General features: G+C 48.6%; 22 protein-coding genes. 18 read left to right on the forward strand and 4 right to left on the reverse strand.

Annotation, left to right across the window (positions count from 1 at the left end; translation table 11 throughout):
- Positions 1–204: 204 nt before the first annotated feature.
- Positions 205–1206, reverse strand: coding sequence for a polyprenyl synthetase family protein (locus OIR97_RS05970; protein WP_169545811.1), 1002 nt, complete (start codon positions 1204–1206; stop codon positions 205–207).
- Positions 1207–1421: 215 nt separating this feature from the next.
- On the opposite strand from OIR97_RS05970, the gene OIR97_RS05975 reads away from it, so the two are divergent.
- The 9 genes from OIR97_RS05975 to OIR97_RS06015 all read left to right on the forward strand — a co-directional run bounded on the left by OIR97_RS05975 (position 1422) and on the right by OIR97_RS06015 (position 11993).
- Positions 1422–1598, forward strand: a complete 177-nt coding sequence (locus tag OIR97_RS05975) for a putative signal transducing protein (RefSeq protein ID WP_181017894.1) — start codon at positions 1422–1424, stop codon at positions 1596–1598.
- The gene (locus OIR97_RS05980) at positions 1591–2388 is read left to right on the forward strand and encodes a tRNA1(Val) (adenine(37)-N6)-methyltransferase (protein ID WP_169544675.1); all 798 of its coding nucleotides are present in this window, start codon (positions 1591–1593) and stop codon (positions 2386–2388) included. Before OIR97_RS05975 ends, OIR97_RS05980 begins: the two co-directional genes overlap by 8 nt.
- A gap of 38 nt (positions 2389–2426) precedes the next feature.
- A complete protein-coding gene (locus tag OIR97_RS05985; protein WP_169544676.1) occupies positions 2427–3290 on the forward strand; it encodes a S49 family peptidase in 864 nt (287 codons plus the stop codon).
- Between the two features lie 32 nt (positions 3291–3322).
- Complete coding sequence (locus tag OIR97_RS05990; protein ID WP_169544677.1) at positions 3323–3538, forward strand: hypothetical protein; 216 nt, start codon at positions 3323–3325, stop codon at positions 3536–3538.
- 91 nt (positions 3539–3629) lie between these two features.
- A complete protein-coding gene (locus OIR97_RS05995; protein WP_169544678.1) occupies positions 3630–4517 on the forward strand; it encodes a glycine--tRNA ligase subunit alpha in 888 nt (295 codons plus the stop codon).
- A gap of 3 nt (positions 4518–4520) precedes the next feature.
- A complete protein-coding gene (glyS, locus tag OIR97_RS06000) occupies positions 4521–6578 on the forward strand; it encodes a glycine--tRNA ligase subunit beta (protein WP_169544679.1) in 2058 nt (685 codons plus the stop codon).
- A 50-nt stretch (positions 6579–6628) separates the two neighbouring features.
- Positions 6629–9307 (forward strand): pyruvate, phosphate dikinase, encoded by a 2679-nt coding sequence (ppdK, locus tag OIR97_RS06005; protein ID WP_169544680.1) that lies wholly within the window; start codon positions 6629–6631, stop codon positions 9305–9307.
- Positions 9308–9444: 137 nt separating this feature from the next.
- Complete coding sequence (locus OIR97_RS06010; RefSeq protein WP_169544681.1) at positions 9445–10782, forward strand: DUF1800 domain-containing protein; 1338 nt, start codon at positions 9445–9447, stop codon at positions 10780–10782.
- A gap of 5 nt (positions 10783–10787) precedes the next feature.
- The gene (locus tag OIR97_RS06015) at positions 10788–11993 is read left to right on the forward strand and encodes a DUF1501 domain-containing protein (protein WP_169544682.1); all 1206 of its coding nucleotides are present in this window, start codon (positions 10788–10790) and stop codon (positions 11991–11993) included.
- A 71-nt stretch (positions 11994–12064) separates the two neighbouring features.
- Here OIR97_RS06015 and apbC read toward each other — a convergent pair whose 3' ends face one another.
- On the reverse strand, positions 12065–13174 hold the full coding sequence (gene apbC / locus OIR97_RS06020) for an iron-sulfur cluster carrier protein ApbC (protein WP_169544683.1): 1110 nt from the start codon (positions 13172–13174) through the stop codon (positions 12065–12067).
- Positions 13175–13312: 138 nt separating this feature from the next.
- On the opposite strand from apbC, the gene hflK reads away from it, so the two are divergent.
- From hflK to OIR97_RS06040, 4 genes are all read left to right on the forward strand, one after another.
- On the forward strand, positions 13313–14401 hold the full coding sequence (gene hflK / locus OIR97_RS06025) for an FtsH protease activity modulator HflK (protein ID WP_169544684.1): 1089 nt from the start codon (positions 13313–13315) through the stop codon (positions 14399–14401).
- Positions 14401–15276 (forward strand): protease modulator HflC, encoded by an 876-nt coding sequence (hflC, locus tag OIR97_RS06030; protein WP_169544685.1) that lies wholly within the window; start codon positions 14401–14403, stop codon positions 15274–15276. The genes hflK and hflC overlap by 1 nt, the downstream gene beginning before the upstream one ends.
- Before the next feature lie 64 nt (positions 15277–15340).
- Entirely contained in the window at positions 15341–15529 is a 189-nt protein-coding gene (locus tag OIR97_RS06035; RefSeq protein ID WP_169544686.1) for a DUF2065 domain-containing protein, read from the forward strand.
- Between the two features lie 318 nt (positions 15530–15847).
- Positions 15848–17272: a DegQ family serine endoprotease gene (locus OIR97_RS06040; protein ID WP_169545812.1), complete on the forward strand. Its 1425-nt coding sequence runs from the start codon at positions 15848–15850 to the stop codon at positions 17270–17272.
- Positions 17273–17343: 71 nt separating this feature from the next.
- Here the strand turns inward: OIR97_RS06040 and serB are convergent, their stop codons facing one another.
- Positions 17344–18231, reverse strand: coding sequence for a phosphoserine phosphatase SerB (gene serB, locus OIR97_RS06045; protein ID WP_169544687.1), 888 nt, complete (start codon positions 18229–18231; stop codon positions 17344–17346).
- Between the two features lie 29 nt (positions 18232–18260).
- Here serB and miaA point away from each other — a divergent pair, with 29 nt between their 5' ends.
- The 4 genes from miaA to ilvC all read left to right on the forward strand — a co-directional run bounded on the left by miaA (position 18261) and on the right by ilvC (position 22803).
- Positions 18261–19226: a tRNA (adenosine(37)-N6)-dimethylallyltransferase MiaA gene (gene miaA, locus OIR97_RS06050; RefSeq protein ID WP_169544688.1), complete on the forward strand. Its 966-nt coding sequence runs from the start codon at positions 18261–18263 to the stop codon at positions 19224–19226.
- Between the two features lie 146 nt (positions 19227–19372).
- Positions 19373–21136 carry an acetolactate synthase 3 large subunit gene (locus OIR97_RS06055; RefSeq protein ID WP_169544689.1) on the forward strand — a complete coding sequence of 588 codons (1764 nt, stop codon included), beginning with the start codon at positions 19373–19375 and terminating at the stop codon, positions 21134–21136.
- A gap of 73 nt (positions 21137–21209) precedes the next feature.
- A complete protein-coding gene (ilvN, locus tag OIR97_RS06060) occupies positions 21210–21734 on the forward strand; it encodes an acetolactate synthase small subunit (protein ID WP_169544690.1) in 525 nt (174 codons plus the stop codon).
- A gap of 49 nt (positions 21735–21783) precedes the next feature.
- On the forward strand, positions 21784–22803 hold the full coding sequence (gene ilvC, locus OIR97_RS06065; protein ID WP_246201975.1) for a ketol-acid reductoisomerase: 1020 nt from the start codon (positions 21784–21786) through the stop codon (positions 22801–22803).
- Positions 22804–22930: 127 nt separating this feature from the next.
- Here the strand turns inward: ilvC and OIR97_RS06070 are convergent, their stop codons facing one another.
- Entirely contained in the window at positions 22931–23383 is a 453-nt protein-coding gene (locus tag OIR97_RS06070; protein ID WP_169544692.1) for a cache domain-containing protein, read from the reverse strand.
- A gap of 623 nt (positions 23384–24006) precedes the next feature.
- On the opposite strand from OIR97_RS06070, the gene OIR97_RS06075 reads away from it, so the two are divergent.
- On the forward strand, positions 24007–25047 hold the full coding sequence (locus OIR97_RS06075) for a rod shape-determining protein (RefSeq protein WP_169544693.1): 1041 nt from the start codon (positions 24007–24009) through the stop codon (positions 25045–25047).
- Positions 25048–25060: the final 13 nt, after the last annotated feature.

Raw genomic sequence — 25060 nt, forward strand, 5'->3', positions numbered from 1 at the left:
TCCGAATGACTTTGGTTTACTTAATGCTTGTGTGCCGATAACCGCTGTTCTTACCTGCGTTGTGTTACATGGCTGTTGGGGGCAATAATTCTGACAGGCGGGTATCTAATCTATCAAAGACGAAGATCGCGGCTCGTTGATTACCTGTCTGATCGCTCGTTCGACAAGGGTCAACGTCCGCCACTAACTGTTGTTCAGATTGCGCTAAAAGGCTCTTTCAATCGCAAAATCAATTGCAGAAACAAGCGCGCTTTTCTCGGGCCCATCAGGGAATATGTCAAGATCCGCTTTAGCGGCTGCGCCATATTCACGGGCGAGTTTGAACGTCCCTTCAAGCGCGTCATGGGCTTGAATTATTTCCAGTGCCGCTTCCAGGTCGCCTTCTTGCTGGTTGTCTTCAATAACCCGTTTCCAGAATTGTCTTTCTTCAGCGGTTCCGTTCTTGTAGGCGATCAAAACAGGCAATGTGACTTTTCCTTCGCGGAAATCGTCGCCTATTGTTTTGCCAAGTGCTTTTTGTTCGGCCGAATAATCCAACGCATCGTCGATTAGCTGAAACGCTATGCCAAGGTTATTGCCGTAGCCAGACAATGCCCTTGCTTCTGCGGCGGGGCGTTCGGCGACAACGGCACCGACTTCACAAGCGGCTGCAAACAACGCAGCCGTTTTTGAGGTAATAACGTCAAGATAACTTTCTTCAGAGATATTAATATCCCCAACATTCATCAACTGTAAAACTTCGCCTTCGGCAATCACTGCGGATGCGGTTGATAAAATGCGTAACACTTCAAGTGAACCGTCTTCCACCATTAGCTGAAAGGATCGGCTGAACAGAAAATCACCAACAAGGACACTTGCCTGATTTCCCCAAAGAACATTTGCAGTTTCGTTTCCGCGGCGTAAGTCACTTTCGTCGACAACATCATCATGTAACAGCGTCGCGGTGTGAATAAACTCAACGCAGGCCGCTAATTTCTGAGCGCGATCTCCATGATATCCACATAATTTTGCGGCACCAAGGGTAAGGACAGGGCGTAGCCTTTTCCCGCCGGCGGCGATCAGATGCCGGGCCAAGGTTGGAATAAGGGCAACATCACTATGCATCCGATCAAGAATGATTTCGTTCGTTTGATCCAGATCCTTTTTCACAAGATCCATCAAAGGCTGCAGGGATGCTTTCATTGAAGCGGGACCACGATTGTCCATTTCTGCTGTAACTGACAAAATTGCCTCACTTAGGTTGCGGCTAGACCGACTCAAAATTTGGCTGAGCATAGCTTATGTTATTTTGCGGTCAAGTCACAGTACAAAGCCTTGGTTTCTGTTGAAAATGTGATTATGGTTTGCGGCAAATATTTATAGGTAGAACAACAGTGGTCGAAATATTACGCTTAAATGATCCGGTATTGATTTCATATATAATGTCAGTATTTGAGGATGAGGCTATACAGGCCGTTGTTCTGGATGAGCATACCTCTATTCTGGAGGGCAGTATTGGCGCGGTCCAAAGGCGTATTATGGTGCTTGAAAAAGACAAAATTCGTGCCGAAGCAATTGTCGAAGATTTAGTCCCTGGGGAATTGAAAGGGGATGGTTGATACATTTCCCGAATTTTCCGAAGACGGTTTTCTGGATGGAAAGCTTTTAATCAGGCAACCCGTCAAAGGGTTTCGTGCAGGGTCTGACGCGGTTTTGTTGGGGGCTGCAGTTGATATAAAACCTGGTGAAAGCCTTCTGGATGTTGGCTGTGGTGTTGGAACCGCCGCCTTATGCGCCGCCTTCCGTCAACCCGCTTGTCATTTGTCCGGTGTGGAATTCCAACCCCATCTTGTTGAACTTGCCCATCAGAACATAACCCTGAACAGAGAAAAATTCCCGGATACTCCTATAGAAATTATTTCCGCTGATATTACGAGGAAGCAGGATTTTGAAAATAGTAAAGGTCCAGCGAACAAACGTTTTCTGGAAGACGCTTTTGATCATGTGATGTCCAATCCGCCTTTTTATGAAGAAGGTCGGGCGCAGGGATCCCCCAGTAACATCAAGACGCAGGCGCATATTGAAGGGGCGGCACGACTGGATATCTGGATCAGGTTCTGTGCAGCCCGTATTCGGCCAAAAGGAACATTTACGCTGATCCATCGGTCTGACAGATTGCCCGAAATTTTACAGGAAATGGGGCGTGTTTGCGGAAATCTAAAAATCATACCGCTGTGGCCCAATAAAGATACAGCCGCTAAACGGGTCCTAGTTCAGGGCATAAAATCAACCAATGGACCAAGTCAGCTTCTGCCGGGTATTGTAATGCACGAACTGGATGGTAAACCGTCAAAACAAGCGGAAGAAATATTGAGATCAGGAAAGAGTTTGCTTGAAGCGTGCAAATAATACTTGCACCAGCCTAAGGTGTGATTACTTTATTCATCATGAAAATATCAGCATTAATCGACAAAACGCCGCTGAAGCGGTTCCGCAAAAAAAATCCTGTGGTTGCGGTAATCCCGTTACACGGGGTTATTGCCTCTGGCGGGGGTAAATTAAGAGGCGAGCAACTGAATTTGATCGGGCTTGCAGAGATCATTGACGATGCTTTTGAAACCAAGAATTTGAGCGCCGTCGCGCTTTCCATTAATTCTCCTGGTGGCTCACCGGTACAATCGTCCCTGATTGCCAAGCGTATTCGCCAGCTTGCAGACGAAAAGAACGTTCCTGTTTATGCGTTTGCCGAAGATGTCATGGCATCCGGTGGATATTGGCTTGGTTGCTGTGCCGACGAGATTTATGCTGACTTAAACTCTGTTGTGGGGTCCATTGGTGTCATTTCTGCGGGCTTCGGGTTTACAGGCCTTATGGAGAAAATAGGCGTCGAAAGACGGACATATGCGGCGGGTGAAAACAAATCAAAACTTGATCCATTTAGTCCTGAAAAAGACTCAGACGTAATCTGGCTTCAAAAATTGCAGGTCGAAATCCACGATAATTTCAAAGCGTATGTCAAAGAACGGCGCGGCGAAACCTTGAAAAAACGCAAAGACAAAGAGCTTTTCTCGGGCGATGTCTGGACCGGCACCAAGGCGATGGAACTTGGCTTGATCGATGGCATATCGGATATGAGATCATTCTTGCGGAAGAAATACGGCGAAAAAGTAGAATTCCAACTGCTGGAAGGACGAAAAAGCTGGATCCAGCGGACATTGGGTCTTGGGGCTCAGTCCGTCACTTCACAAGCAGTCGGAGATTTTGTGGCTGCCGCGAAGAACGAAGCTGCATGGAATAAATACGGACTGTGATTCGCTTAAAATGCTGAATTGAAAGAATCGATATGCTCTCACCTATCAAATTAATCCTGCTTCTGGCTGTTATTGGAGCTGTTTATTTCATTGCGAGAAAAGCAGGCTACTTGGGCGGCAAGTCAGAAAAACAAAATAATTTGCAAGGAAACAAGGACGGTGCGGGCAAAGAATCCACAGATTTGGTCAAATGTCAGAAGTGTGGAACGTTTGTGGCATCACTGGAAGACCATCGCTGCGAGCACTGATTTAAAAGATATCGTCAGTGCTCTGTTGACCACCGGAATTGTGACCATTATGTTGCGGCGCACCTAGTTAATCAAAAATGTGGTCAACGCTATGGCGGATAAACCGGCTTCCGCGCCTTCCTTTCAGGATTTGATCCTGACTTTGCAACATTTCTGGGCTGACCAGGGATGTGTCCTTCTTCAGCCCTATGACATGGAAGTTGGTGCAGGGACCTTCCACCCCGCGACGACGCTTCGGTCGCTGGGCCCTGAGCCGTGGAAAGCCGCCTATGTGCAGCCATCCAGAAGGCCTACAGATGGTCGTTACGGAGAAAACCCGAACCGCGTCCAGCATTACTATCAGTTTCAAGTTATCCTGAAGCCGTCACCGGATAACATTCAGGACCTTTATCTGAAAAGCCTGTACGCTCTGGGCATAGACCCAAAAAATCATGATATTCGTTTCGTTGAAGATGATTGGGAAAGCCCAACTCTTGGAGCCTGGGGGCTCGGATGGGAAGTCTGGTGTGATGGAATGGAAGTCAGTCAGTTTACCTATTTCCAGCAGGTTGGCGGATTTGACTGTGATCCGACTTCAGGCGAGTTGACCTATGGTCTGGAACGTCTTGCCATGTATGTGCAGGGTGTCGATCACTTGATGGATTTGAAGTGGAATAATGACGGGGTGACCTACGGCGATGTGTTCCTGCAGAACGAACAGGAATTTTCCGCATATAATTTCGATCATTCAGATGTGAAAATTCTGTTGCAGCATTTTAAGGATGCTGAAAAACAGTGTCAGGATATTCTTTCCGCAGGGTTGGTTCTTCCAGCCTATGATCAGTGCATGAAAGCCAGTCATTTGTTTAACCTTTTGGATGCACGCGGTGTTATCAGCGTGACAGAACGGGCCGCTTATATTGGCCGGGTCAGGGCACTGGCCAAGGGCTGTGCAGAACAATGGTTGAAAAACCGTGGACATTTGGACACGGGGGAATAAACGATGGCTGAATTACTGTTTGAACTATTCAGTGAAGAAATTCCCGCACGGATGCAAGTGAAGGCGGCAAGTGATCTGGCGCGACTGGCTTCAAAGGAACTGACAGAAGCCGGCCTGGCATTTGGGGCCGTTTCTTTTTATTCAACGCCGCGCCGTATTGCAATTCACATCACGGACCTACCTGTAACGCAACCTGATAAAAGCGAAGAACGCCGGGGACCCCGGGTAGGCGCGCCGGAAAAAGCCCTTGAGGGGTTTTTACGGTCGACAGGTTTGCAAAAAGATCAACTGGAAGAAAGAGACACCCCAAAAGGGGCGTTTTATTACGCTGTTATGGAAACCAAGGGCGGCAAGACATCTGATGTGTTGTCAGTGGTGCTGCCAAAGGCTATGGCGCAGCTACCTTGGCCCAAACCCATGAAGTGGGGAGACTACAAAGCGCGTTGGGTTCGACCATTGCATTCGATCTTATGCCTGTTTGATGGTGCTGTGGTCCCGATTAAATGGGAACATATTGTTGCCTCCGACAAAACCTGTGGTCATCGTTTTATGGCTGCCGATGAGTTTTCGGTTTCAAGTTTCGATGATTATCGGAAAAAGCTGAGAAATGCCTACGTGGTTCTTGATGATGCTGAGCGTCGCGCGTTGATTGCAAAGGATGCAGAACGGCTTGCGAAAGATGAGGGGTTGAGCATTATTCAGGATGATGCCCTGCTGGCAGAGGTTGCTGGTCTCGTTGAATGGCCGGAAAGCCTGATCGGTGCGATTGATCCAAAATTCATGAATGTTCCGCAGGAAGCGTTGATTTCTGCGATGCGCAGCCATCAAAAATATTTTTCTCTTGCCGATCAGAACGGTAAGATGGCACCGCGATTTATCACCGTTTCAAATTTGAGAGCGGATGATGGCGGTCGGAAAATCACGGCAGGGAACGAACGGGTTTTAAGTGCTCGCCTCGCGGATGCAAAATTCTTTTGGGATCAGGATAAGAAAGCTACGCTGGAAAGCCGTGTGGCCTCTTTGGAAAATGTGGTTTTTCATGCCCGCTTGGGGACTGTTCGTCAAAAAGTGGAACGTATCGAGGCGCTTTGTGCAGAGGTTGCCCCTTATGTGAACGGCGCGGATGTTGCCGATTGTCAGCGGGCGGCACGTTTATGCAAGGCGGACCTGACAACCGAAATGGTGGGTGAATTTGCTGACCTTCAGGGGTTGATGGGGCGCTACTACGCAGAGCATGACGGCGAAAAACCTGAAATCTCCAAAGCGATTGAAGAACACTATTCGCCGCTGGGCCCCGGGGATCAATGCCCGACCGCACCAGTGAGTGTGGTTGTTTCCTTGGCCGATAAAATCGATACATTGGTCGGCTTTTTTGCCATGGATGAAAAACCAACGGGATCAAAAGATCCTTATGCACTGCGCCGGGCGGCGTTGGGGGTTATTCGTCTGGTTTTGGAAAATGGGTTGCGTTTGCCGTTGACAAAATTGTTTACGACAGCCGGCCAGCTTCAGCGGATTGACGGAAAACTGGACCCAGAAGAGTTGCTGGCATTTTTTGCGGATCGCTTAAAAGTACATCTGAAAGAGCAGAATATACGCCACGATTATGTCGCCGCGGTATTTGCGTTGGGCGGAACCAGTGATCTCGTCCGCTTGATGGATCAGGTGACGGCGCTTTCCAACTTTCTGGAAACGGATGATGGGGCGAACCTGCTTATCGCGTATCGCCGTGCGACGAATATTCTTAAAATCGAAGAAAAGAAGGATGGCGTCTCTTACAATCAGGTGCCTGACGAAAGTAAGTTAAAAGAACCGGTCGAAAAGAAACTTTTCGATCGTATCGAAGAAGTCGCTGGTCTTCTCTCTGCGGCTTTGGGGGCCGATGCTTTTGAAGCTGCTGGCAAAGCCGCAGCAACATTGCGGAAACCTGTCGATGCTTTTTTTGATGATGTGATTGTGAATGCAGAAGAGGCTGAAGTCCGTGTGAACCGACTTCGTCTCCTGTCAGGGATCCGGAATGCTTTGGATCAGTTGGCAGATTTTACCAAGATCGAAGGTTAGTGCATTGAAAGCCTAACCTGATAAACGATAAATTATGAGTGGATGGACAGATGACTAAGTGGGTATATTCCTTTGGTGACGGTGCCGCAGACGGTGCAGCAGAAATGCGCAACCTGCTCGGAGGGAAAGGTGCCAACCTTGCAGAGATGAGCAATCTAGGATTGCCGGTTCCTTCAGGTTTTACGATCTCTACGGAAGTCTGTACCGCTTATTACGACAATGACCGAAATTATCCGGACGACCTTTCCGCTCAGGTTGATGCTGCAGTCGAACAGATTGAGCGCTCGGTTGGTGGTCGTTTTGGTGACAAAGAAAAGCCATTGCTGGTTTCTGTCCGCTCTGGTGCGCGGGCATCCATGCCGGGAATGATGGATACGGTCCTTAATCTTGGTCTGAACGACGAAACCGTGGAAGGGCTTGCCGCCCAGTCTGGTGACCGTCGATTTGCGTATGACAGTTATCGCCGGTTTATTCAGATGTATTCCGACGTCGTCCTTGAAGTGGAACATCACCATTTCGAAGAACTTCTGGAAATTATGAAGGAAGAAAACGGCTACAACCTTGATACTGATTTGTCTGCGGGCGATTGGGAAACACTCGTTGGTCAATATAAGGCAAAGGTCCAGGAAGAATTGGGACGCCCGTTTCCTCAAACGGTTCAGGATCAGTTATGGGGCGCCATCAGCGCCGTTTTCGGGTCCTGGATGAACCAGCGTGCGATTACCTACCGACGTTTGCATGATATTCCGGCTGAATGGGGGACCGCTGTAAATGTTCAGGCTATGGTCTTCGGGAATATGGGCGATGATAGTGCGACCGGTGTTGCTTTTACACGGGATCCTTCAACTGGCGAGAAGCGCTTTTACGGTGAATTTCTAGTCAATGCACAGGGTGAAGATGTTGTTGCCGGTATTCGGACACCACAGAACTTGACCAAACAGGCGCGTTTAGAAGCTGGATCAGAAGACCTGTCGATGGAAGAAATCTTCCCCGAAGTCTACGGTCAGCTGGTTGACGTTTACAAGCGTTTGGAAGCCCATTATCGGGACATGCAGGATATTGAATTCACGGTGCAGCAAGGCAAGCTATGGATGCTGCAAACCCGTTCTGGCAAGCGGACAGCGAAAGCTGCCTTGCAGATTGCCATCGACATGGTGGAAGAAAACCTGATCGACAAAGAAGAAGCGATAAAGCGGATCGAGCCTTCCTCACTGGATCAGTTATTGCACCCGACACTTGATCCGTCTGCGGAAAAGAAAATCATTGCACGCGGTTTGCCTGCGAGCCCGGGGGCGGCTTCTGGTGAGATTGTCTTCAGCAGTGACGAAGCTGAGAAGCTGGCGAACGAAGGCAAGTCGGTTATTCTCGTGCGGATTGAAACCAGCCCGGAAGATATCCACGGAATGCATGCCGCAAAGGGTATTCTGACCAGCCGGGGCGGAATGACATCCCACGCGGCCGTTGTGGCCCGTGGTATGGGCCGGGCTTGTGTCTCTGGCGCAGGGTCCCTGAACATCGACTATAAAGATGAAACATTGACCGTTCTGGGGCAGGTGTTCAACAAAGGTGACATCATTACCATAGATGGCGCCGCGGGTGAGGTCATGGAAGGGGAGGTCGGAATGATTCTTCCTGAACTTTCTGGAACTTTTGGTCTTCTGATGGGATGGGCCGATGAAATCCGGCGGATGAAGGTTCGTACAAATGCCGAAACGCCGCTGGACGCGGAAACAGCTCGAAAATTTGGCGCCGAAGGCATTGGTTTGTGCCGGACCGAACATATGTTCTTTGACGCTGACCGGATTGTTGCTGTTCGGCAGATGATTTTGGCGGAAAGCCTTGAAGAAAGGCAGGAAGCCTTGTCCAAGCTGCTGCCTGTACAGCGCGCTGATTTTGTTGATCTGTTCCGGATCATGGCCGGCCTGCCTGTTACGGTTCGTTTGCTTGATCCGCCGTTGCATGAATTCCTGCCTAAAACAGACGAAGAAATTGATGATCTGGCGACGGCACTTAATGCGGATGCCAAAAAGCTGCGTCACCGTGCCCTTCAGCTGCATGAATTCAATCCGATGTTGGGTCATCGTGGGTGCCGTCTGGGTATTTCTTACCCGGAAATATACGAGATGCAGGCACGCGCTATTCTTGAAGCCGCGGCATCAGTTTCCAAAGAATTGGGAGAAACTGTTATTCCGGAAATCATGATCCCATTGGTTGCAACCAAGCGGGAACTTGAAATCCTGAAAGAAAAAATAGCCAATGTCGGAAAAGCAATTGCCAGTGAAACAGGCGTTGATGTGGACTATCTGATCGGAACCATGATCGAGCTGCCGAGAGCGGCTCTTCAGGCCGGTCAGATCGCTGAAGAAGCCGAATTCTTCTCATTCGGTACCAATGACCTTACCCAGACGACTTACGGCATCAGCCGTGATGATTCCGGATCTTTCCTTGAGGACTATGTTGAACAGGGAATTTACGAAACTGATCCATTCGTTTCGCTGGATCAGGAAGGCGTTGGTGAGTTGGTTAAGATCGCTGCTGAACGTGGACGGATGACACGCAAAGAGATCAAACTCGGTATTTGTGGCGAGCATGGCGGGGACCCATCCAGTATTGATTTCTGTGAGCAGATTGGTTTGGATTATGTGTCCTGTTCTCCTTACCGTGTTCCAATTGCCCGTTTGGCCGCCGCTCAGGCTGCTTTGGGTGTCAGCAGAGAATCAGAAGCCTGAGCAATAGACAAGTGAACCAAGAAAACCCGGCCTGGTGCCGGGTTTTTTCGTTTTCCCCAACCGGTTTGAACTTTTGTGACGGAATTTTCTTCGTGGTGCGTTAAATGTAATAACAAGCGCGATTGCAGGATGAACGTATGGTGTCACAAAAGGCTTTTATTGCAGCCAATCGGTTTGGAATGGGCAGCGGCCCTTCAGAACAGTCGATCATAGAGACCGCTCCAACAGAGTGGCTGCGTAAACAGGTCCAGCCTGTCGATGGGCGGGCGTTGGGCTTCCATACAAGGCCTCATTCCTCTGCTTGGTTTTCGGCGCTTGCAGAAGCGAGGCGGTCCGGAAAAGACGCTGTTAAATCGTTGCGCCGTTCCGTTGCACGTCCCCAGTTTATGGATGAAACAGTTTTTCGGATTGAGACCGCTGTTCAAAACCCGTCACCTTTTCAGGAACGGTTAAGGCTATTCTGGGCGAATCATTTTACCGTGTCGGCGACACGGGCTATGGTTGGTCCTGCTGTGGGAGGCTTTGAACGAGAAGCGATTTCACCTCATCTTTTTGGTTATTTTGAAAATATGCTAATCGCCGCGGTTCAGCACCCGGCAATGTTGATTTATTTGGATAATGCGGTATCGGTGGGCCCTCAATCGAGGGCGGGCAAACGACGTAGCCGGGGATTGAATGAAAATCTGGCGCGCGAGATACTGGAATTACATACATTGGGCGTTGAGGGCGGGTATCAACAACAGGATATCATTGAGTTTGCGAAAATTCTGACGGGGTGGACCGTTGATAGCCTTCATAAGCGTCTACCAAATAAAGGAAATTTCTATTTTCTGGAAAATTTTCACGAACCTGGCTCGAAGACTTTTTTGGGCCAGACGTGGAGCGAAAAAGGGGTGGAAGAGGGGGTGAGCGCCTTGCGGTTGCTGGCCCGCCACCCAGCAACAGCTAAGCATATTGCAACAAAACTTGCCCGCCATTTCGTGTCAGACACGCCTTCCGCTGCCAGTATTGACCGACTGTCAAAAGTCTATCTTCAAACACGAGGCGATCTCCGTGCGATGTCGCTTGCGCTAATCGATTTACCCGAAATCTGGGAGACACCAGGCCAGAAAATTAAAAATCATTTTGAATACGTGATTTCCATATTGCGGATTACAGGTCCGGAAAATATCCCGATGAAGCTGGTCCAACGTGGCCTCAAGGAAATGGGTTATACGGTTTTCGGTGCTCCTTCCCCAGAGGGGTGGCCTGATACTGCCCGCGAATGGCTTATGCCACAGTCCCTGATGCGGCGTATCGAGTTTGCGAGAGTGGTGGCTGAACGGTCGCGTGGTCGTAAAGATGTGAACGATTTGATTGACCGGACAATTGACCCCATGCTCAGCGACATGTCTCGCGACCATATTCTGGGTGCCGCGTCACAGGCCGAGGCTGTTGCACTTGTTTTCTCCAGCCCTGAATTTCAGCGGAGATAATCGAAATGGTAGATATACGGGTAAATCGTAGAAAATTTATGATCGGCGCGGCCAGTTTGCCTGTGTTGGGCGCTCCTGACCTTAGCTTTGCCAACATACCGGGGGAACAAAGACTGGTTGTTATGGTGCTTCGGGGGGGCATGGATGGTTTGTCCGCTGTCGCCCCGGTTGGAGACCCGGATTACTATACATTGCGGCCAAATATAGGGATCCCCAAACCAGGGGAAACAAATGGCGCGCTGCCGCTTAGCCCTTTTTTTGGTCTTCATCCATCGTTGAAGCCGATCTATCCGCTTTGGGAAAAAGGCCAACTTCTTCCTATTCATGCGGTGGGAAGCCCCAAGGGAACCCGGTCTCATTTTGATGCTCAGGATATGTTGGAAAATGGGACAGGTAAGGCGAACGGTGCGCGCGACGGTTGGCTCAATCGCGCGATTTTGGCACTTGGCGGGTCATCGGAGGAGGGGCTTTCCATCGGGCAAGCCGTTCCGTTGATCTTGCGCGGGGACGTCATCGTACAAACATGGTCACCGAGCGGTCTGCCCGTGGCTGAAGACGATTTTCTGGATAAAGTCAGTGTGTTGTATCGCGATGATCCGTTTTTTCTGGAAATGCTCGGTTCCGCTAGAAAGTCGGCTGAAATTTCTTCTATGACTATGGGGCTGAATGACAAAAAAAAGAAAAACAAAGCGAAACAATTCGCCGCACTGTGCAAGAGTGCCGGTGCGTTGCTAGCTGTTAAAAAAGGTCCCCGCATAGCCACCATTGAGGCAACTGGATGGGATACGCATACCAATCAAAATGGAAAGCTGTCTCGCTCCTTTGATCAGCTGGCAGTTGGTGTTGATAATTTAAGGCAATCTCTGGGTGACTATTGGGACAATACAGTTGTTCTTATGGTCTCTGAGTTTGGTCGAACCGCCCGTGAAAATGGTGGTCGGGGAACGGATCATGGTTCCGCAAATGCTGTTCTGCTTTGCGGGGGCGCTGTAAAAGGCGGAAGGGTTGCTGCAACTTGGCCGGGGTTGTCTGATCAGTCGTTGTATGAAAAGCGGGACTTGTTTCCAACCACAGATATGCGGTCCGTATTTAAAGGTGTTTTGCGTGATCACTTGGGCATTCCGGAGCCGATCCTGTCGCGTCAGGTTTTCCCTCAATCTACGGCGGTAACGCCTCTTAACAATCTCGTCCGTGTTTCGGTGCGGCTCTGATTCGGGCTATTTGTGTTGGGCGAGGGCTCTAAAAGGGAGCCTTGCACTTATTATGCAAGGCTCCTTTTCTGCTATTCGATAATGATTGCAGGCCCTTCTTCAGCCAGGCTGCTTTCGATGCGATCCTGTATTTTGCAGGCCAGAGCCTTGTAGATAGTGGCGTGCTCTCCGTCTGGATTACTAGCCGTAACGGGTGTACCGGCATCAGAGGTTTCTCTGATTTCCATATGAAGTGGGACTTCACCCAGAAAATCCACGTTCAGCTCATCTGCTGTTTTGTGGGCACCACCATGACCAAAAATGTCGCTTCGGTCCCCGCAGGAAGGACATAGGAAATAGCTCATATTCTCGATGATGCCAAAAACGGGAACATCTACTTTTTTGAACATGTTCAAGCCCTTGCGCGCGTCCAGAAGCGCAATATCCTGAGGCGTGGAGACGATAACGGCACCCGTAAGCGGAACGCGCTGCGCCATGGTTAGCTGGGCGTCACCGGTTCCGGGAGGCATGTCGACAACCAGAACATCCAATGTTCCCCATTCCACATCAAACATCATCTGCTGCAACGCGCTCATCACCATAGGGCCGCGCCAGATCATTGGTGTATCTTCTTCGACCATAAAGCCCATGGACATAACCTTCAGGCCCCATTTCTCCATCGGGATCAGTTTTTTTCCATCTGGTGATTTAGGTTTCCCGGAAATGCCAAGCATTCTGGGCAGCGATGGGCCATAGATGTCGGCATCCAGCATACCAACTTTCAACCCCTGAGCGGCTAGACCCAAAGCCAGATTGACCGAGCAGGTGGATTTTCCAACACCGCCTTTACCAGATGCGACTGCAATGATCGAGGCAACTCCCGGTACATCGGGTTTTTGCGGCGGTTGGGGCGTTTGCGGTGTTTGCGGTTTTTGTTGTGGCGCGCCAGAGGCTTTTTCCGCTGTCAATACAGCGCTGACAGATTTAACACCGTTCATCCCGAAGACAGCCTGCTCACATTCTTTACGCAGAACTTCCATCTCCCCGGCTTCTTCCGGGTTGATTTCAAGGGCAAATCCGACGTTGCCGTCCTTGACCACAAGTCCGCTTACCATGCCAAGAGAAACAACATCTTTACCAGATCTTTTCTCGATGATTCTGGATAAATGTTCCAGAACAGTTTTTTCGGTAATGTCGTTCATTCTTGAAAACTCCAGCTTAGACACAAAATGGGTATACATTGCAATGCAGGTACATTGCAGAAATCATTAGGGTGTCATATAACCCTTGTTACAGAAGTTAGCAATTTTGCTTTACTAATTAAGAGGAGAGATTATCCCATGCCTTGGAGTAATCAAGGTGGTAACGGAGGAGGTTGGCAAGGCGGCGGTGGAAATCGCGGGCCTTGGGGACAGGGACCAAGCGGACAGCAGCCCCCAAATCTCGAAGATATCATTAAAAAAGGTCAGGAACGTATCAGAGATACTCTCCCGGGCGGCGGCGGTGGGAAGCTAGGCTTTTTCATCATTGTTCTGATAGCCATAGTGGTTTGGCTTGCAAGCGGTTTCTATAAAGTTGAAACAAATGAACAAGGGGTTGTTCTGCGTTTTGGTGAAAAAGTTGCGGTCACACAATCTGGTTTGAATTATCATCTGCCTTATCCGATTGAAACGGTTTTGACACCAAATGTCACGAAAGTGAACAGCATCGAAATTGGTTTCAGGAATACTTCCGGCGGCGGAACCAAAGCGGTTACGCAAGAAAGCCTGATGTTGACGGGCGATGAAAATATCGTCGATATCGGCTTTACTGTTCTATGGAAAATTAAAGATGCCGGTCAGTTTCTGTTTAATGTTGCAGACCAGCAGGGAACGATTAAAGCGGCAGCAGAAAGCGCCATGCGCGAAATTGTTGGTCGGACTAATTTGCAGGCAGCCATTACTGAAGGCCGTCTTGCAGTTCAGACTGAAGTAACCAAACGTTTGCAGGAAGTGCTGGATGTTTATGGTGTTGGTGTTGAAATTACACAGGTTCAGTTGAAAAACTCTGATCCTCCAGGTGAAGTTATTGATGCTTTCCGGGACGTGCAGGCTGCGGTTGCTGACAAAGAGCGGAGCCAGAACGAAGCGTTGGCTTATGCCAATGACATCATTCCGCGGGCTCGTGGTGAAGCAGAAAAAATGCGTCAGGAAGCCGAAGGTTATAAACAGCAGGTTATTGCTGAAGCCGAAGGTGAAGCTGCCCGTTTTATTTCCATCTATGACGAGTATGTTAAAGCACCGTATGTAACCCGTCAGCGCATCTATCTGGAAACGCTTCAAGAAGTGTTTAAAGGTAAGAATAAAGTGATTATCGATAGCAAAAATGGGGGACAAGGCGTTGTCCCGTATCTACCGCTGAACCAGCTAATGCAGAAGGGGGCAAACTAATGGCTAAAAATCTTTCCATTATTCTGGCCATCCTTGTTGTCGCTGCCGGCTTCACTGCATCAAGTGCGCTATTCACTGTCAGTGAAACAGAGCAGGCTATTGTGATGCAGTTTGGTAAAGTGCAGACAGTTGTGCAGGAACCAGGACTGAAGGTAAAAACACCGTTTGTTCAGGATGTGATCAAAGTTGATAAGCGTGTCTTATCGGTTGGCACTGAACGCGAGGAAGTTGTAACACGGGATCAGAAACGTCTTATGGTGGACAGCTTTGCCCGTTTCAGGATTTCTGACCCGCTTCTTTACTATCAGTCATTTGGTAATATCGCTGTTGCATATTCACGTATTGAAACAATCCTGAATTCTCAACTACGTCAAATTCTGGGCCGTGAAATTCTGACTGATATTGTGTCAGGCGAGCGTACCCGTTTGATGGAGACGATTAAGAACCAGGTGAACGTGGAAACGGCAAGCCGCGGCTTGGAAGTTGTCGATGTTCGTATTGTTCGTGCGGATCTACCGACCGCCAACAGTCAAAAAGTTTTTGATCGTATGCGCACCCAGCGTGAGCAGGAAGCCAAAGAAATCCGCGCAACGGGTGCCGAGATTGCCCAGCGGATCCGGGCGAACGCTGATCGTGAAAAAACTGTATTGATTGCGGAAGCAAAGCGGGACGCGGAAATTACACGCGGTACTGGTGATGCTGAAAAGAACCGGATCTTCGCCGACGCGTTTGGCAAGGATAAGGATTTCTTCTCTTTTTATCGGTCTATGCAGGCGTATCGTGATGCTATTGGTGACAATGACACAACGATGATCCTTTCACCGGACTCAGAGTTTTTCAGATTCTTTGACGGCAGAAATATAACCGCCAAATAATCGGGACAAACAGTTTAGCCAGCAAGGAGTTTCCTTGCTGGCTTTTTTTTGTGGGAGTTGGTTCATGGTGGACATGCTGTTATTGGCGGGCGCGCTCGTCTTATTCTTTGAAGGCATCCTTTATGCGTTGTTTCCGGACGGTATGAAGCGCATGATGATTTCAGTGCTAGGAATGCCCAGTAGCAGTTTGAGGATTTCGGGACTGGTTGCCGCAATTGCCGGTGTTTTTTTCGTCTGGCTTTTAAAAGGGTAAGCGGAACCCAAAAAAATTGAAAAAAATTTAGATAAAATGAGTATGAAGCACATTTATGCCATAATTGATTTCCAGTTAAGAACAAGAACATCACTGGATGGTTGTGTTGGCTAATCGCTATGGAAATTCTGATTAGCGCGCATAAGTATTGAGAAAAGCGATATCGCAGCCCAGGGTCTGCATATTCGTTTAGGAAATGACGGAAGGATTGTAACGTTGTACACACCTAATCAAAGATCAAGTAGAACCGGACCTGTGTCTTCCGTGTCTGTTGCTGAAGACGCAAAGATTATTTCAGAAAAACGCTTCCCGATTTTAATGGCGGCAACCGCGTTTGTTGTTTGCGCGTTTTTTGCGTTAAATGTTTCTGCGCGCGGAGCACCTGACAGTTTTGCGGATCTTGCGGAAAAACTGTCGCCGGCAGTTGTCAATATTTCAACCACACAAATTGTCAAGACAGAGCGCGGCGGTGGAAATTTTCCGCAATTTCCTCCCGGACATCCGTTCGAAGATTTTTTCAAGGATTTTGGTGGTAAAGGGAAAAACGGTCAAAAAGAGCGTCGTGCGACCTCTCTTGGCTCGGGATTTGTTATCGATGCAGATGAAGGTCTGGTTGTTACGAACAATCATGTGATCGACGGTGCCGATGAAATCTATGTGATTTTTCAGGACGGTGAAAAAGTTCCTGCCAAGCTTGTTGGAACCGACCCAAAAACGGATCTGGCTGTATTAAACATTGATCCAAAGGAAAAAGACCTGGTCGCTGTCCCATGGGGGAATAGCGATAAATCGCGTGTGGGCGATTGGGTCATGGCGATCGGAAACCCTTTTGGTCTAGGGGGCACTGTTACGGCGGGGATTATTTCTGCACGTGGGCGGGATATTCGTTCCGGCCCTTATGATGACTATATTCAAACGGATGCCTCAATCAACAAGGGGAATTCCGGCGGGCCGCTTTTTAACATGGACGGCGAAGTCATAGGCATTAACACCGCTATTTTCTCGCAGTCTGGAGGCAGTATCGGAATTGGCTTTGCTGTTCCCTCTACACTGGCGAAAACGGTTATTAGTCAGCTGGTGGAATTTGGTCAGACCCGTCGCGGCTGGTTGGGCGTTGTTATTCAAAACGTCACTGAAGAGCTTGCCGAAGGTCTTGGTTTGAGCAATACAGACGGCGTTCTGGTCGCTGGTGTCCCTGAAGATGGACCAGCTTTTAAAGCCGGCATTAAAGCGGGTGACGTTATTTTGACCTTTAATGGCCAGGAAGTTAGCGAGACACGGGAACTTTCGCGGGTCGTTGCGGAAACGTCTGTTGGTGCCGATGTTGATGTTGAACTTTGGCGGAACGGTGAAAAGATTACGAAGTCTGTTCAACTGGGCGAGCTTGAGAAAGCTGAGACAGAACTTGCAAGCGCAAGCCCCGGTGATCTGAATAAAGAACTGACGGCAGAAATCATGGGAATGCGATTGGCCACCGTTACGGATCAGGTCCGTCAGGAGTTTAAGCTCAGTGATGAAGTTGAAGGCGTTATCGTTGTTGATGTGGATGAAAGTTCCGAAGCTGGCGAAAAGGATATTCGTCCAGGAGACCAGATTTTGGAAGTTCAGTTGAAGCCGGTTAAGAATATCGTTGATGTAAAGAAAACATTGAGTGAAGCAAGCAAATCTGATCGTAAGTCAGTATTGATGTTGATTAAACGCGGCGTGTCCTCAAGATTTGTTGCATTGAGTACGGAAAAATAAAGTTCTTTCGTTCTAAAACTAAAAAAGCCCTGTCAATTCTGGTGGGGCTTTTTTATGATCTTTTGTTGCATTTAACGGATGAATTCTTCAGCGCGATAGCCTTGATAAAATAAGAGGGTTGTAAGATCGCCAAATCGAATGCTGGCATCAGCCGCTTTCTCAGCCGCGGGTTTCGCATGGTAAGAGACCCCCAATCCGGCAGCTTCGATCATTGGGATGTCGTTGGCACCGTCACCGATTGCGGCTACGTCCTCCGTTTGAAGATTTAGTTCCGCTTTTAAACGGTTCAGATTATCGAGTTTGGCCTGAGAGTTTAAAATAGGTTCAGCCGCTTCCCCTGTCAGTTTGCCATTTTCAAACAACAGACGATTGCTGTCATCCATATCGAAGCCGGTTATTTCCCGTACTCTGGATGTGAAGAAAGTGAAACCACCTGATACCAATGCTGTATAAGCGCCGTTTGCTTTCATTGTGCGAACCAGTGTTCGGGCGCCGGGTGTTAGTCGAACCCGATGTTCGAACGTTTTCTGAAGTGTTTCTTCGGGCAGACCTTTTAACATTGCAACCCTGGCCTTGAACGCTTCATTGAAATCCAGCTCACCGTTCATCGCTTTCTCAGTGATTGCAGAAACCTCTGCTTTTAATCCGGCAAAATCAGCAAGTTCATCAATACATTCAACGGTAATGATGGTGCTATCCATATCGGCGAGCATCAGCTTCTTTTTTCGGCCCGCTTCCGGTTGCAGGCAAAAATCAGCCTTATCCATAAATTCTGCTATCAACTCTAGACTGAAGTCTTTCCCGACATACAGGTCACAAGCGATTTCCAGGGCGAGCCAGTCCAATTTTTCGATTTCAACATGGGCGTCTGTTAAGCTAGCCACCAATTGATCAACTATGCTAGAGAAAGGACGATCGTTATTTGGGTTGGCAACAAGTGTCAGGACTTTGGTTGTCATTTTTGCACCGCTATTTGTCGGATATTTCTATGGATCAGGGAACCTTAAACCAAAAAGGTTGCGTTCTTTTAGCAGGACCAACCGCCAGCGGCAAATCCGCATTGGCAATTTCTTTGGCCAGAGAATTCGATGGTGTCGTGATCAATGCGGACAGCATGCAGATTTACAAGGGGTTGCGGGTTATAACAGCGCGTCCCAGTGAAGAAGAGGAAAGCCTCGCACCCCACCGGCTGTATGGCGTGTTGGAACCTGATGATTTTTGCTCAGCGGCCCGATGGCGGGACATGGCGCTTGCAGAAATCGAACAGTGCCACATCGATAACAAGCTTCCCATTCTGGTCGGTGGAACGGGGCTATATTTCGAAATATTGACCAAGGGTATCGCTGAAATACCGCCCATATCGGAAAAATTACGATCGGACCTGAGAGAGTTGCAGCGGCGCGAAGGAAATGAAGTTATCCAAAAGCGCCTGCAGACAAAAGATCCGGAAATGGCAGAGAAGCTCAACATTGGTGATTCTCAGCGTCTGTTGCGCGCGCTGGAGGTTGTTGAAGAAACAGGCGTTCCGCTGGGGGACTGGCATAAGCGGGCCGCAGATGGCCCTGTTTTAACCTGTCCGCGCGCATGGTTGGCGCTAACGCCGGATCGAGAATGGTTGTATGATCGGTGCAATCGTCGTCTGGACTGGATGGTGGAAGAAGGGGGGGGCGTAGAGGAAGTCGCCGCATTTTTAGACTTGAACCTTGACCCTTCCCTGCCATCCATGAAAGCTTTGGGTGTGCCGGAGATATCAGATTATCTAAAGAATTCAATCACTAAAGAAGAAATGCTGGAACGCGCAAAACGCCAGACACGGCGATACGCAAAGCGCCAGCTGACATGGGTCCGGAACAAGATGACAGATGCGAAAACCTCGTCTGCGCAAGATTTGGAAAGTTTGAAGGCTGATTTCTTTTCATTTATTCGCCATTTTTTGTTGACCGGTGAAGGGTGAGGGGTTAGGTTCGCGCACATGGCCCAGCTGTTTTGATGGAATAAACATAAGGCTGGCCAGTGTTTACCGCTCGGGTTAAAATCCGGGCGCTTTTTTATCGCAAAAATAATTTATTTATGCCGTTTAACAGAGATTAGGGAAATCCCATGGCAAATCAGGAAATGACCGGAGCAGGTATCGTAATCAAAGCGCTTATAGATCAGGGCGTGGAAGTGATTTTCGGATATCCTGGCGGCGCTGTGCTTCCTCTGTATGATGAGCTGTTCAAGCAAAACAGCATTCGGCACATTCTTGTTCGGCAAGAAGGTGGTGCTGTCCACGCAGCAGAAGGATATGCGCGTTCCACAGGTAAACCAGGTGTGGTGCTTGTGACATCAGGACCAGGCGCGACGAATGCTGTGACAGGTCTTGCGGACGCCTTGTTGGATAGTATTCCGATTATTTGTCTGACGGGTCAGGTGGCGACGCATTTGATCGGCAATGACGCCTTTCAGGAAGCGGATACAATTGGCATCACTCGTCCGGTGACCAAACATAATTATCTGGTAAAAGACGTGAAAGACATGGCCAAAACGGTACATGAAGCATTTCACGTGGCGACAACGGGGCGGCCCGGTCCCGTTGTGATCGATCTTCCAAAAGATGTTCAATTTGCACCGGGTGAATATACGCCACCAACTTTGATCAAGCACAAGAATTATGCCCCGCAAATCAAGGGTGATCTTGGTGCAATCAAAGAAGCCGTCAAGTTGATTGCTGGTGCGAAGAAACCGATTTTCTATTCTGGCGGCGGCGTCATCAACTCGGGACCAAAGGCATCGAAGCTGCTAACGCAACTTGTCCGCATGACAGGTTATCCGATCACCAGTACGCTCATGGGACTTGGTGCCTATCCCGCGTCGGATAAGCAGTTCCTTGGCATGCTTGGTATGCATGGTACTTATCAGGCAAATAACGCAATGCATGACTGTGATGTTATGGTGTGTGTTGGCGCACGTTTTGACGACCGTATTACAGGGCGGCTGGACGCGTTTTCGCCAAACTCGAAGAAAATTCATATCGATATTGATCCATCTTCAATCAATAAAAACATTCAGGTGGACATTCCGATAATCGGTGACGTTGCCCATGTGCTTGAAGATATGGTCAAGGTCTGGAAATCCGAAGTCTGTAAGCCTAATGCCAAAGCATTGACGCAATGGTGGAAGGTTATCGATGAATGGCGGGCACGGGATTGCCTGAAATTCACGCAAGAGGGCACGACGATCAAACCGCAGTATGCGCTGTCTCGTTTGAACGAATTGACGAAGGGTATGGATCGGTATTTCACAACAGAAGTTGGCCAGCACCAAATGTGGGCAGCGCAATATCTGGAGTTTGAAGAGCCAAACCGCTGGATGACCTCCGGGGGGCTGGGGACAATGGGCTACGGCCTGCCGTCGGCAATGGGTGTTCAGATTGCCCATCCTGATGCGCTGGTTGTCGATGTTGCCGGAGAAGCATCAACCATGATGAATATCCAGGAAATGGCGACCATCATTCAATATAGACTTCCTGTGAAAATCTTCATTTTGAACAATGAATATATGGGCATGGTCCGCCAGTGGCAGGAATTGCTGCATGGCGGGCGCTATTCTGAAAGCTATATGGAAAGCCTGCCCGATTTTGTCAAACTGGCTGAAGCGTTCGGCGCCACTGGGTTGCGGTGTTCAGAACCGGACAAAGTCGACGATTGCATTAAAGAGATGCTGGCAATCGACGGCCCTGTTCTCGTGGATATGCTGGTGGACAAACAGGAGAATGTGTTCCCCATGGTTCCCTCTGGTGCTGCGCATAATGAAATGTTGCTCGCCGATGACAAGGAAGGCGAAGGCCCCGAAATCACCGCTGAAGGGATGTCCTTGGTATAACAAGAGACAATATACCTGAATTACTATACATACAGGGTACGTTTTTCTGCCCTTAATAAAGAACGCATGGACAATGATACAGAAAACTGAAATTCACCGGCACACGATTGCGGTTCTCGTTGATAATGAATTCGGCGTTTTGTCGCGAGTTGTTGGCTTGTTCTCAGGCCGTGGCTACAATATCGAGAGCCTGACAGTGGCAAAAGTGGACGAGGATGAAAACCTTTCCCGGATCACAATCGTGACAACTGGAACATTGATGGTTATTGAGCAAATCAAAGCGCAGTTGGAACGCTTGGTTCCGGTCAGCCGGATTGCTGATTTGACATTGGATGGACCAAGTGTTGAACGGGAAATGGCACTTGTGAAAGTTGAGGGCGCAGGGGACAAACGCGTTGAAGCTCTGCGGATTGCCGATATCTTTCGGGCTCGGCCTGTTGATACAACGGCGACGTCTTTCGTTTTTGAAGTGACAGGCGTGAGGGGCAAGGTAAAAGAGTTTATTAATCTGATGGGCAAACTGGGCCGCACAGAAGTGTGTCGTACAGGGATCGTCGCGGTAAAACGCGGACACGATACCATTCACAAAACCAAATAAAAATTTGAACTTCGGTCATTGGACCAAATATCGAGAAGGAATGAAGGAAATGCGCGTTTATTATGACAGCGATGCAGACGTTAATCTGATCAAAGGAAAAAATGTTGTCATCGTTGGCTATGGTAGCCAGGGCCATGCCCATGCAAATAACCTGAAAGACTCAGGGGTTGCCAATGTGGCTGTTGCCCTGCGTGCAGATAGTGGTTCTGTTAAAAAAGCAGAAGGTGCTGGTCTGAAAGTGATGACACCTGCGGAAGCTGCCGCTTGGGGTGATGTTATCATGATGTTGACGCCAGATGAACTGCAGGCTGACATCTATGAACAGGATCTGGCGCCAAACATGAAGCCAGGCGCGGCTCTTGTTTTTGCTCATGGTCTGAATGTTCACTTTAATCTGATTGAACCAAAAGCAGACATGGATGTTTTCATGATTGCACCAAAAGGCCCTGGACATACCGTTCGTTCTGAGTATCAGCGCGGTGGTGGTGTTCCTTGTCTGGTTGCTGTTCATCAGGACGCCTCTGGGAATGCGCTGGATATTGCACTTTCTTATGCCTCTGCGATCGGTGGTGGCCGTGCAGGTATCATTGAAACATCGTTCAAAGAAGAATGTGAAACTGACCTGTTTGGTGAGCAAGCTGTTCTTTGTGGTGGCCTTGTCGAACTGATCCGGGCTGGATTTGAAACACTGGTTGAAGCTGGCTACGCACCAGAAATGGCATATTTTGAATGCCTGCATGAAGTGAAACTTATTGTCGATCTCATGTATGAAGGCGGCATTGCCAACATGAATTACTCTATTTCAAATACAGCCGAATACGGTGAGTATGTGACGGGTCCTCGTATCATTACGCCAGAAACAAAAGCGGAAATGAAACGGGTTCTGGACGATATTCAGACCGGTAAATTTACCCGTGATTTCATGCTGGAAAATAAAGTTCGCCAGCCATTCCTCAAAGCAACCCGTTCTTTGAACGATGCTCATCAGATCGAAGAAGTTGGCGCCAAATTGCGTTCCATGATGTCTTGGATCGGTGAAAATGCGATGGTTGATAAGTCTAAAAACTAAATCTAGCGACTATCTTCAGAACAATAAAAAAACCGGGGCTTTTAATTAAGCCCCGGTTTTTTTCGGTAAGACACAAAAAAAAGCCGGTATTTTCCTACCGGCTTTTTTGTTGTTTACCAGATGACTGTTATTCGTAATATCCGATCATCAGGAACACATCGCCGACAACTTTAATGTAAGTCTGCTTCTGTGCAATTTTCTTTGTTTCCGGGTGAGGCCACTTGTAGTCAACCCAGCCGGACCCTTTTTCATCAGCAACTTTGTACATTTCAACAAGAATGAGTTTCCCGTCGATGTCTTTCAGTTTCATCAGGTTTTTACCGACAAGCTTCGGATTAACAGCATGAAATTCATTTAGTTTGCTGTCCATGCCATAAGCTGCAATGTAGAATTCACCTTTATAGAAATCACCGCCTTTTACGGAGAAGTCTTTGTAGGCCTGCTCTTTTCCAACCTTGGAAAAATGGGCGGCCGCCGCATCAAGCATGGAAACAACGGTGTCTTTTTTACCATCTGCATGGGCAGTTCCCATCGCAACCATGAAAACCAATGTGGTGAGCATCATCAATTTTTTAAACATACTTTGATCCTTCGTTCCTCTAAAACGGCCAATGCCGAATTGATGAAGGGTTTTTATAATAGGAGGCCTTAATAAACAGTAAAATATATCATTCATATTCGAATATAGTGTTTGGCCAAGTCTGCGCCAAAATCAACCGCTCTGGCAAAGGGCAGGCACTTGGTTGTCCACTGTTTGACGCTACAAAACCAACTGAATGCGGAATGTTAAAAAAAGGTACTGAAATGGGCGAATTAGAACAATTGAAGATAAGGCGCTGGGTCTTGATCGCCATAGCCGCAAAGCTCTTCCTTTTAGTGGTCGCCTTTCTTGGCGTGCATTTTTACCTTCAATCATAGATTTTCTCTTTTTTCTAGTGGTTTATCCAAAATTCGGTTGCACGGCGCGCGTGAAAGGGCGTAAACAGAATTAATAATAGTTGGAAAATATTAACCATCATCTGACATACCCGTTGATGTGTTCGTAAATACTGTTATTTTCAGGTGCTAGCGAACAGGCTTAAGGGCAGGTGTGCGATCGGTTGGTTGAGTTGTAATTCAGGGCGATCCGGCGACACCTGATATAATTGGGAATTTTGAAGGGCAGGGGGGCTTGCTCTTTATTAAAGTGAGTGAGGCAATTTAATGTTTTCCAAAATGCTCGGCATGCTTTCCGCTGACATGGCAATCGATCTCGGTACAGCGAACACCCTTGTATATGTAAAGGGACGCGGCATCGTTTTGAACGAACCGTCAGTCGTTGCCATTATTCATAGGCAAGGAAAGAAACAGGTTCTGGCTGTTGGTGATGAAGCGAAAATGATGCTGGGTCGTACGCCTGGAAACATTGAAGCCATCAGACCATTGCGCGACGGTGTGATTGCCGATTTTGAAATTGCCGAAGAAATGATCAAGCACTTCATTCAAAAAGTGCACAATAGACGGTCATTCGCAAGACCACAGGTTATTATCTGCGTGCCATCCGGTTCAACTGCTGTTGAGCGCAAGGCAATCCGGGATTCAGCAGAAAATGCAGGGGCCCGAGAAGTATTTCTGATCGAAGAACCCATGGCAGCCGCAATCGGCGCCGGTCTTCCCGTGACGGAACCAACCGGTTCAATGGTTGTTGATATTGGCGGTGGCACAACAGAGGTGGCTGTTTTGTCTCTGGGGGGTATCGTCTATGCGAAAAGCGTGCGTGTTGGCGGTGACAAGATGGACGAAGCCATCATCGCCTACATTCGCCGAAATCATAATCTATTGATTGGTGAAAGCTCGGCAGAACGTATTAAGAAAACCATCGGTTCAGCCTGTCCTCCGGAAGATGGAAATGGCGAAACCATGGAAGTTAAAGGCCGGGATTTGATGAACGGCGTGCCGAAGGAACTTGTGATCAGTCAGCGACAAATCGCTGAAAGCCTTGCGGAGCCGGTTGGGGCCATTATCGAGGCGGTTAAAGTCGCCCTCGAACATACAGCGCCAGAACTTGCGGCGGATATCGTTGATAAAGGCATCGTTTTGACGGGTGGCGGCGGATTGCTCGGCAATTTCGATTATGTTCTTCGTCACGCAACGGGCCTTCCGGTTTCAATCGCTGATGAGCCGCTATCATGCGTTGCTATAGGAACAGGGCGTGCCCTTGAAGAAATCAAGGCACTGCGCCATGTTCTAAGTGGAGATAACTAGGACTGGACGTGAG

Source organism: Sneathiella aquimaris, assembly GCF_026409565.1.
Lineage (GTDB): Bacteria > Pseudomonadota > Alphaproteobacteria > Sneathiellales > Sneathiellaceae > Sneathiella > Sneathiella aquimaris.